This window comes from Jiangella aurantiaca, from assembly GCF_004349105.1.
GTDB lineage: Bacteria > Actinomycetota > Actinomycetes > Jiangellales > Jiangellaceae > Jiangella > Jiangella aurantiaca.
On the sequence record NZ_SMLB01000069.1, the window covers coordinates 23,590 to 30,616 of the forward strand.

Sequence of the window (7,027 nt, forward strand, 5' to 3'; positions counted from 1 at the left end):
CATCGGCTACGCGTTCTCGATCGCGTCGGTGAGCGCGGCCTGCAGCTGCTCGACGGCATCGGCGGGGTCCAGCTCGCCTTGGAGCACGGCGTAGACGGAGTCCTGGACGGCCAGCGAGATCGCGCTCCACACCGGCGACTTCGGCAGCGGCCGGGCGTTCGCGAGCGCGTCCTTCAGCGTCGGCAGGTAGGGGTATTGCGCCACCAGCTCGGGGTCGTCGTACAGCTCGGCCAGCACCGGCGACAGCCCGCCGTCGGTGACCAGCGTCCGCTGCTGCTCCGGCTCCAGTAGCCACAGCGCGAAGTCGCGGGCGGTCTCCGGGTGCTCGCTGTAGCTGCTGACGGCCAGGTTCCAACCGCCGAGCGCGCTGGCGCCGGGCCCGTCGATGCCGGGCAGCGGCGCGACGTCGAACTTGCCGGCGACGACGTTGCCGTCACCCTCGGCGCTGGCGAGGTTGTGCATGTACGGCCAGTTGCGCAGGAACAGCAGCCGGCCCTGCTGGAACGCCGTCCGGCCCTCCTCCTCGGTGTAGGTGATCGCCTCGCGCGGGATCCAGCCCTGGTCGAAGCCGTCGCGCAGCAGCTGCAGCCCGGCGGCCGCCTCGGCGGTGCCGACGTCGGGCGCGCCGGACTCGTCCAGCACGTCGCCGCCGGCCGCGTTGATCGCCTCCTGCGCGTTGACGGTGAGCCCGTCGGTCTTGGCGTACTGGCCGGCGTAGCAGCCCATGCCCTGGGCGGCGGCGATGTCGCAGTACCCGATCAGCTCGGCGAACGTCGACGGCGGCTCGGGCACCAGGTCGGTGCGGTAGTAGAGCAGGCCGGCGTCGGTGAACAGCGGTACCGCGTACAGCGCGCCGTCGTACTCGGCGGTGGCCAGCGGCGCCTCGAGCAGCCCGTCGGCGGGCAGCTCATCCGCGGGCAGCTCGGCGATCCAGCCGCGGGCGGCGAACTCGGAGATCCAGACGTTGTTGGCCAGGATGAGGTCGAACTCGGTGCTGCGCGCCTGCAGGTTCTGCACCAGCTGGGCGCGGGCGTCGTCGGAGCTCTGGGGCTGCTCGATCAGCTCGACCGGCTCGCCCGGGTGGCTCTCGTTCCACCGGTCGGCCAGCGTCTGGAAGACGCCGCCGGGATCCGGCCGGGAGGCGACGGCGATCGGGCCGCGGCCCTCCTCGCCGCCGCTGGCCCCAGCGTTGTCGGCGGGCGTCGAACCGGAGCAGCCGGCCAGGGCCAGCAGGGCGGCGACGCAGAGCAGGCTCTTCTTCATGATCGGATCTCCTCCTCGGTGGGAGTGATGACGTGGACGGCGAGGCCACCGCGGGGGGCGGTGTCCGGGCCGAGGGTGAGCGCGAGGCCATCGGCCAGCTCTTTCTCGTCGACGACGGACGTGCCGCCGTTCCAGGCGTCGCTCACCCGGAACGGGCCGTGCCCGGCCAGGCCCAGCGCGTCCAGCGGCAGCCGGATCGTCATGGACAGCGGCGACGGGGTCTCGTTGCCGGCGACGACGATCGCCTTCTCGCCGGCGCGGAACCGGGCGTACGGGACCAGCGCCGGCGCCGGGTCGGCGTCCAGCGCGACCAGGTCGTTCGCCCACCGGTCGGCGTTGATGAGGTCGCGGTGCTCGCGCCGGATCGCGAGGACGCGGCGGACGTCGGCGTGCATGGCCTGCTTGGCCGGGTCGGCGTCGAGCTGGTCCCAGGGGACCTGGCAGCCGTACAGCCAGCCGCCCGGCCCGCCGGCGCCGAACAGGCCGCGGCGAACGGCGGGCAGGCCGACCTGCGTCGCGTCGAACTCCTCGCCGGCGAACAACACCGGGACCCGGTGGCTCAGCGCGGACGCGTAGCCGAACCGGGCCCGGCTGCCGCGCAGCTGGTAGTGCGAGCCCGGCCCGTCCGACCAGCCCTCGTCGTGGCAGCTGATCTGGTGTGTGCTGAAGCGGTGCCGGTTCGCGTTCCACTCGGCGGCGATGTCCGGGCTGAACCCGCGCCAGTCCCGCTGGCCGAGGTGGTAGCGGCCGTTCTCCGGCATGATCAGGACGGGGCGCCCGGCGGCCGCGGCCCGGCGGGCGATCTCGTCCCAGAGCGTCACGTCGTAGAGGTCGACGTCGACCCGAAAACCGTCGACGCCGTGCTCGGTGACGTACGACGTCCACAGTCCGGCCCACCAGTCGCGGAAGCCCGAGTTCGCGTAGTCGAAGTCGCACATGCCCCACGTGCCGTCCGGGAGGAACCAGTCCGGGTGCTCGGCGACCAGCGGGCTGTCGCGCAGCACGCCGTGCGCGATGACGTCGACCAGCACCTTGATCCCGTGCCGGTGCGCGGCGTCGACGAGGTGGTCGAAGTCGGCCAGCGTGCCCAGCGCCGGGTCGGTGCGGTCGAACCGGCGGGCGGCGTAGGTACTCCAGACGCCGTAGAAGTGCGCGGTCGCCTCGTGGAAGCCGGCCAGCCAGATCGCGGTGATCCCGAGGTCGGCGAGGTACGGGATACGCTCGGCGGTGCTGCGGAAGGTGCCGCTGCCGTGGCCGTCGCCGGCGCCGTCCGGCGAGGTGAAGCCGCGCGGGTTCAGCTCGTAGACGACCAGCTCGGCGGTCCAGTCGGGTGCGCCGACGCGCTCGGGGTCCTCGATCGGGAGCGTCATCACATCACGCCGTAGCGGTCGTAGGTCTCCACGATGCCGGCCCCGGCCCGGAGCGTCTCGCGGACGGTGTCCTCGGTGCGGGCCTTCTCCTCGGCGGCCGCGACGACGTCGGCCGCCATCGCCGCGGGCACGACGACGACGCCGTCACCGTCGGCCAGGACGTAGTCGCCGGGCTCGACCCGGACGCCGCCGCACGTCACCGGGACGCCGCCGCGGACCGCCTCCAGCCGTCCGGCCGAGTCGGCCGGGTGGGTGCCGCGGGCCCACAGCCCGAAGTCGTGGTCGCGGATCCGGCGCAGGTCGCGCGTGTACCCGTCGACGACGGCGCCGACGCACCCCTCGACCATCGCCCGGGTGGTGATCAGCTCGCCCCAGAACGCGCTGGGCACGTCCGGCGCGGACACCACCATGATCTCGCCGGCCCGGAGCCGGTCGACGGCCTGGAACTGGACGGTGTACCGCTCGTCCGGCACCACGTCGACGGCGATCACGTCCAGCGTCGCCGCCCGGCCGGCCATCCGGGCCGGCGCGCCGAGGCCGTGCAGCGCCGGCGCCATCGTCGCGTGCCGGAAGCCGACGTCGTCGAGCACGTCGGATACGACCGCCGAGTAGAGGGCGCCGAGCCGGGCTGTCAGGTCGTCCATCGGTCTCCTCTGGGTCCGGCGAGGACCTTCCCCGCCGTGGGATGGGCGCCGGCCAGGTCGCGCAGCGCGTCCGGCACGTCGCTCCAGCCGATGCGGTGCGTGACGAGCGGCGCGAACCGGCCGGGGTCCGCGGCCAGCACCTCGACGGCTCGTCGCATGTCGGCCCGGCTGTGCGAGAGCGAGCCGACGAACTCCAGTTCGCGGTGCAGCAGCGTGTGCAGATCGGTCGGGGTGCGGCGGCCGTGCACGCCGGCCAGCACGATCCGCGAGTGCGCGGGCAGCGCGGCGATCAGCGCGTTCAGCGCGTCGGCGCTGCCGGTGCACTCGAACGCGACGACCTTTCCGTCGCCGGACGCGGGCAGGGTGTCGACGACGCGGGCGGCGGTGAGCCGAGCGGCGAGGTCGCGCTGTTCCGGCCGGCGCTCGACGAGGACCGGCGGCGCCGGCAGCAGTATCGCGACCAGCAGGCCGACCGTCCCGGCGCCGAGCACGACGACCTCGGCGTCGTCCAGCGGCCCGGCCCGGCGCACCGCGCGGACGGCGACGGCCAGCGGCTCGGCCAGCGCGGCGACGTCCAGCGGCAGCCCGTCCGGCACCGGCACGCAGCTCTCCGCGGGGACGTCGACGTAGTCGGCCAGTCCCCCGTCCGCGGACAGGCCGGCCGCCCTGAGCCGCGTGCAGAGGTTGACGTCGCCGGCCCGGCAGTGCGTACAGGTCCCACAGCCGATCAGCGTGTCGGTGACCATCGCCGCGCCGGTCGCGGCGTCCGTCCCGGCGATCTCGTGGCCGAGCACCAGCGGCGCCCGCGGGATCACCACCGGGCCGCATGCGTACTCGGTGACGTCGGAGCCGCACAGCCCGCACCAGGCGACCCGCAGCCGCACCCAGCCGGCCGGCGGCGCGTCGGCGAGCGGCCACGGGCCGACCCGGACGTCACCGCGGCCGTGCCAGGCGACCGCCGTCATCTCAGCCATCGCCGAACACCGGCTCACCGGGCTTGGCGTGCCGCCGGACCGCGTCGACGTCGACCTCCACGCCGATGCCGGGGCGCTCGGTCATCGCGATCCGCCCGCCCTCGATGAGCGGGCCGCCGCCGATCAGCTCGTCGAAGAACGGCACCGACATCGCGTGGTACTCCAGCGCCAGCAGGTTCGGGAGCGTGGCGCTGACCTGCGCGGCGAAGGCGGTGCCGACCGGGCCGGCGATGTTGTGCGGCGCGACGGCCAAGCCCGCGGCGTCCGCCGTCTGGCCGATCAGCCGCGCCTCGGCGAGGCCGCCGACCTTGCCCAGGTCCGGCGTGACGACGGCGACCGCCTGGTCGCGCAGCAGCGGCGCGAAGCCGGCCCAGCGGTACAGGTTCTCGCCGGTGGCCAGCGGCACCGACGTGGAGCGGGCCAGCTCGCGCAGCCCGTCGCCGTTCTCGACCGCCAGCGGGTCCTCCAGCCAGAGCAGCCCGGCGTCGGCGCACCGCTCGGCGATCGCCCGCGCCGTCGGCAGGTCGTACCGCCAGTGGCAGTCCAGCGCGATCTCGGCCGCGCCGGCGGTGCCGCGCTTGATCGCCGCGATCAGCTTGACCAGCAGGTCCAGCGCCGACGGCTGCAGCCGCCGGCCGCCCGCGGACACGGGCACCAGGCCGGGCACGTCGACGTCGAACTTCACCGCGTCGAAGCCGAGCGCGACGGCCGCCGCCGCGTTCTCGGCGACGAGGTCCAGGTCCAGCGGCTCGGTCTCGGCGCCGGGGTCGAACAGCATCCGGCCGGACGGGCGCAGCTGCAGCAGCGGCCCGAGGCTCATCAGCGCCGACGAGCCGTGGCAGTCCGCGTAGACCCGGACGGAGTCGTGGAACCGGCCGCCGAGCAGCCGCCACAGCGGTGCGCCGTGGGCGCGCGCCGTCAGGTCCCACAGCGCCCCATCGATGCCGGAGATCGCGTTCAGCAGGATCCCGCCGGCCGACCCCGCACCGGAGCCGGCCGCGTAGAGCCGGTTCGTCAGCCGGTTCACGTCACGCGGGTCGTGACCGATCAGCAACTCGGCCAGCTCGGTGACGATGCTGGTCATGCCGGGCGCGAAGAAGCACTCGCCCCAGCCCACGAGCCCGTCGTCGGTCTCGATCTGGACGATCGTCCAGTCGAAGTTCGCCGCCACGACCGCCGTGCTGACGCTGCGTATGCGCACCGAGCCCTCCTCGCGCCGATTGCCGTTGGTCCGGCAGTCTGCGCGCGAACAAGTCGAGCTGTCAAGCTGTCCGATAGCTTGCCTGCTATGCTTCCGCTCGTGGTCGAACGGAGTTCCCGCCGCGTGCAGCGGCAGAGCCTGCCCGATCTGGTCATCGAGTCGCTGCTCACCGACGTCGAGCAGGGCCGGATCAGCGTCGGCGAGACGCTCCCGCCAGAGGCCGAGCTGGCGTCGGAGTTCGGCGTCAGCCGCGCCGTCGTGCGCGAGGCGCTGCGCTCGCTGCAGGTCCAGGGCGTCGTCGAGATCGTCAATGGGGTCGGCTCGGTGATCAGGCCGCTGACCGCGACGCCGCTGGCCACCTACGTCGACTTCGCCACCCGGCTGAAGGACGTCTCGACGGTCGAGCTGCTGGAGGTCCGCCGCGGCGTCGAGGCCGAGGCGGCCCGGCTGGCCGCGGACCGGGCCACCGCCGACGACGTCGCCACGCTGCGCGAGCTGGTCGACCAGATGGGCGCGGCGATGGACGACCCGGTCCGCTACGCCGAGCTGGACACCGCGTTCCACCTGGCCATCGCCCGGGCGTCGCGCAACGCGATGCTGGCCCACCTGGTCGAGGCGATCCGGCTGCCGATGCGCGCGTCGATCGAGCGCGGCCTGGACGTCTGGGCCGGCGCCGGGCACGTCGACAAGGTGCAGCAGATCCACGTCGCGATCCTCGACGCCATCGCCGGCGGCGACCCGGCCCGGGCCGTCGCCGCGATGGACCACCACTTCGAGCAGGTGCTGCTGATCATCACCCCTTGACCGCACCCTGCAGCAGCGCCCGGACGAACTGCCGCTGGAAGATCAGGAACACCACGATCGTCGGCGTGATGATCAGCAGCGTGCCGGCGCTGAGCAGCACCAGGTCGGTGCCGTACTCCCCCTGGAAGGCGCCGAGCGCGCCCGCCATCGTCCGCTTCAACGGGTCGTCGACCAGCACGATCGCGAGCAGATACTGGTTCCACGTCCAGAGGAACAGCAGGATGGCCAGCGCCGAGAGCGCCGGGCGGGCCAGCGGCAGCTGCACCCGGACCAGTTCCTGCCACCAGCTCGCGCCGTCCACCCGGGCGGCCTCGGCCAGCTCGGCCGGTACACCGCGGAAGTGCGCGTGCATCCAGATGACGGCGAACGGCATCAGCAGCCCGACCAGCGGCAGGATGATCGCCCACGGCGTGTTCAGCAGGCCCAGCGCGCGGACCTGGTAGTAGAGCGGAGTGGTGATCGACTCGAACGGCACGGTGAGGCCGAGCACCAGCACGACCAGCACCCAGCGCGAGCCGGGCACCCGCAGCCGGCCGAGCGCGTAGCCGGCCAGCGTCGCGAACATCAGCGCGACCGGCACCACGCCGAGCACGATGACACTGCTGGACGCCAACAGCGCCGGCAGCCGGGCCACCCGGAACGCCTCGGCGAAGTTCTCCCAGTGCGGGTCGCTCGGCCACTGCAGCCCGAGCGGCACCGTCCCGGGCGGTTGCAGTGCCGCCGACAGCATGCTGAGCAGCGGCAACACGGTCAGCACCAGCACGGCGACGA

The 7,027-nt window shown here is 73.7% G+C and carries 7 protein-coding genes; 1 reads left to right on the forward strand and 6 read right to left on the reverse strand.

Annotated features, from left to right (window positions below):
* Positions 1 to 6: 6 nt before the first annotated feature.
* The 5 genes from E1262_RS28390 to E1262_RS30670 are packed head-to-tail and all read right to left on the reverse strand — an operon-like array spanning position 7 to position 5,452.
* Positions 7 to 1,263 (reverse strand): ABC transporter substrate-binding protein, encoded by a 1,257-nt coding sequence (locus E1262_RS28390; RefSeq protein WP_132107706.1) that lies wholly within the window; start codon positions 1,261 to 1,263, stop codon positions 7 to 9.
* The gene (locus E1262_RS28395; protein ID WP_132107707.1) at positions 1,260 to 2,633 is read right to left on the reverse strand and encodes an alpha-amylase family glycosyl hydrolase; all 1,374 of its coding nucleotides are present in this window, start codon (positions 2,631 to 2,633) and stop codon (positions 1,260 to 1,262) included. The genes E1262_RS28390 and E1262_RS28395 overlap by 4 nt, the downstream gene beginning before the upstream one ends.
* Positions 2,633 to 3,277: an RraA family protein gene (locus E1262_RS28400; RefSeq protein ID WP_132107708.1), complete on the reverse strand. Its 645-nt coding sequence runs from the start codon at positions 3,275 to 3,277 to the stop codon at positions 2,633 to 2,635. Before E1262_RS28400 ends, E1262_RS28395 begins: the two co-directional genes overlap by 1 nt.
* Positions 3,265 to 4,251 (reverse strand): zinc-dependent alcohol dehydrogenase, encoded by a 987-nt coding sequence (locus E1262_RS28405; RefSeq protein ID WP_132107709.1) that lies wholly within the window; start codon positions 4,249 to 4,251, stop codon positions 3,265 to 3,267. The genes E1262_RS28400 and E1262_RS28405 overlap by 13 nt, the downstream gene beginning before the upstream one ends.
* A complete protein-coding gene (locus E1262_RS30670; protein WP_162606132.1) occupies positions 4,244 to 5,452 on the reverse strand; it encodes a mandelate racemase/muconate lactonizing enzyme family protein in 1,209 nt (402 codons plus the stop codon). The genes E1262_RS28405 and E1262_RS30670 overlap by 8 nt, the downstream gene beginning before the upstream one ends.
* Before the next feature lie 138 nt (positions 5,453 to 5,590).
* On the opposite strand from E1262_RS30670, the gene E1262_RS30675 reads away from it, so the two are divergent.
* A complete protein-coding gene (locus E1262_RS30675) occupies positions 5,591 to 6,256 on the forward strand; it encodes a FadR/GntR family transcriptional regulator (protein ID WP_420810566.1) in 666 nt (221 codons plus the stop codon).
* Here E1262_RS30675 and E1262_RS28415 read toward each other — a convergent pair.
* Positions 6,246 to 7,027: carbohydrate ABC transporter permease (locus tag E1262_RS28415; protein WP_132107711.1), on the reverse strand; the 782-nt coding region annotated here is incomplete at its 5' end. The two genes, E1262_RS30675 and E1262_RS28415, sit on opposite strands and share 11 nt — an antisense overlap.